The organism is Mesorhizobium sp. M7A.F.Ca.US.002.01.1.1 (genome assembly GCF_004022955.1).
GTDB classification, from domain to species: Bacteria; Pseudomonadota; Alphaproteobacteria; order Rhizobiales; family Rhizobiaceae; genus Mesorhizobium; species Mesorhizobium ciceri.
Genome location: NZ_RZQE01000641.1, coordinates 1 through 2702 on the forward strand (window position 1 = coordinate 1; position 2702 = coordinate 2702).

Here is a 2702-nt window from a genome sequence, read left to right on the forward strand (position 1 = left end):
CCTCGGCGATGCGCGAGACGAGCTGCTGGTCGGCGGCATCGAAGATGCGGCCAAGGTCCGATGCGCGTGCGGCAAGCGCTTCGGCCGATTCGCCGATCCGCATGCCGAGCCGCTGGTCGGCGCCTTCGAAGTTGCGCAGGATGTCGCCGGCGCGCGCGGCCAGCGACTGGGCCGTTTCGATGGCGCGGGCGACCAGCTTCTGGTCGGCGGCATCGAACGTGCCTGCAATTTCGCTTGCACGAGCTGCCAGATGGTCGGCGGTGTCCTGAGCCCGGGCGGTCAGCTGATCTGCGGTTTCCTGGGCGCGGGCGGCGAGCTTCTGGTCTGCCGCTTCGAAGGTGCCGGCGATCTGATTTGCGCGAGCGGCCAGTTGATCGGCGGTTTCATGGGCACGGGCCAGCAGCGAGCTGGACGTGTCGTCCGCGCGGGCAAGCAAGGCGTTCGACGTATCTTCTGCACGGGCGTGCAGGCGACGGTCGGCCTCCTCGAAGGTGCGGGCGATGTCTTCGGCCCGCGCCAGCAGGGCGGCGGAGGTCTGCTCGGCGCGCTCGGCGATCTTCCGGTCGGCGTCGCTGAACGCGGCACCGGCCTGCTCGTGCAGGGTGCTGGTGACTTCCAGCACCTTTTCGCGCAGGGCGCCGGCGACAAACACGGCGCTCTTCTCGAGCACGGCGCGGACGTTGTCGACGCCTGTCGAGAGCGCACGTTCCATGGTGCCGGCGCGCTCCTCGATGATGCCGGTCTGGCGACTGAACGCCTGCTCGATCTTCTCGACATCGGCAGCGATCGCGTCGGAAATGCCGGTGCTTCTGGCAGCGATCTGGTCGATATGGCCCGACAGCGAGCGGTCAACGTCCTTGCGGGTCTCGGCGAGCCTGCCGAGATCGTCTTCCAGCGCGCGGGTCAGCATATTGCGGCCTTCGGACAGCTTGCCGACATGTCCGGCGATGACGTCGTCGATGTCGCTGCGGCTTTCGGTCAGCTTCTGCAGGTCGGCTTCGAGGGCGCGTTTGAGAATGTCGCGGCCCTCGGCCAGCTTCTCGACCTGGCCGGCAACCAGACCGTCGATGCTGGAGCGGCTTTCGGCCAGCTTGGCGAGATCGGCTTCCAGCGCGCGCTTGAGAACATCGCGACCTTCGGCGAGTTTCTCGACCTGGCCGGCGACCAGACCGTCGATGCTTGAGCGGCTCTCGGCCAGTTTGGCAAGATCGTCCTCGAGCGCCTTGGACAGGGTCGAGCGCTCCTGGACAAGCCTTTCCGCGTGGCTGTTAACGAGGCCACCGACGTTTTCGAGGTCGGCTTCAAGCGCTTTCGACAGCGTCGAACGATCCTGGACGAGCCTTTCGGAATGGCTGTTGACCAAGCCATTGACGCTTTCGAGGTCAGCCTCGAGTGCCCGGGCGAACTGTGCCCGGTCATCGACCAGTTTCTGCGACTGGTCGGCAATGGTCCCCTTGATCGCATTGAGGTCGGATTCCAGAGCGCGCCGCAGAATATCTCGGCCCTCGGACAACTTCTCGACCTGACCCGCAACCAGCCCGTCGATGCTGGAACGGCTGTCGGCCAGCTTGGCGAGGTCGTCCTCAAGGGCCCTGGACAGGGCGGAGCGGTCTTGGACAAGCTTGTTCATGTGATCGGCGATGACGCTGTTCACATTCTGCAGGTCGGCTTCCAGGACCCGGGAAAGCTGACCGCGATCCTCGGCCAGCTTTTCCGACTGGCTTGAGATAACGCCCTTGATCGTGTTCAGGTCGGATTCCAGCGCGCGCTTGAGAATGTCGCGGCCTTCCGCCAGCTTCTCGACCTGACCGGCGACCAGACCGTCGATGCTCGAACGGCTTTCGGCCAGCTTGGCAAGGTCGGCTTCAAGGGTCTGCGACAGCAGGCTGCGGTCCTCGGCCAACCGTCCCGAATGGCTTTCGATCAGGCCGCGTATGCCGGACAGATCATTGTCGAGCGAATGGGAAAGCTGCGTGCGGTCTTCCGCCAGTTTGGCGGAATGGGTTTCGATGAGGCTCTTGATGCCGACGATGTCGTTTTCCAACGCCTTGGCGAGCACGGCGCGGCCTTCGGCGATTTTTTCCACCTGACCGGCGACCAGACCGTCGATGTCGGCGCGGCTGTCGGACAGTTTTCCGAGATCGGCTTCCAAAGCGCGCGACAGAATGTTGCGGCCCTCGGCGAGTTTTCCGACATGTCCGGCGACCATTTCATCAATGATCGTACGAGCTTGCACCAGCTTCCCGGAGTCTTCATTCAAGGCAATAGAGAGCCTGTTGCGACCTTCTTCCAGCCTTTCGAGATGGCTGCCGAGCGATGCATCGATGGCCGCCCGCGATTCATTGACCTTGCGCAGATCCTCTTCGAGAGCGCGCGAGATCAGGCTGCGGCCTTCGGCCAGCTTCTGCACCTGGTTGGTTACTGCCGCATCGATGCCGGCGCGGCCCTCGGCGAACTTCGCCAGGTCGGCCTCCATGGCCGCGGCCATGCGCTCGCGGCTTTCGGACAGTTTCCTGCTGTGGTTCTCGACAGCTTCCTCGATGCCGACGCGGGCGTCGGCGAGCCGCTGGATGTCACTGTCGAACGAACGCGACACGACGTGACGGGCGGCTTCCATGCGTCCGGCGAAGTCGCTGGCGCGGGCTTCGAGCATAGTGGAGGTCGAAGTGACGATGTCGGCCATGTCGGCGCCGATCTGGGTC

General features: G+C 64.5%; 1 pseudogene. It reads right to left on the minus strand.

Annotation, left to right across the window (positions count from 1 at the left end):
* A pseudogene (locus EN932_RS33365) lies at positions 1-2702 on the minus strand (kinesin); the annotation flags it as partial.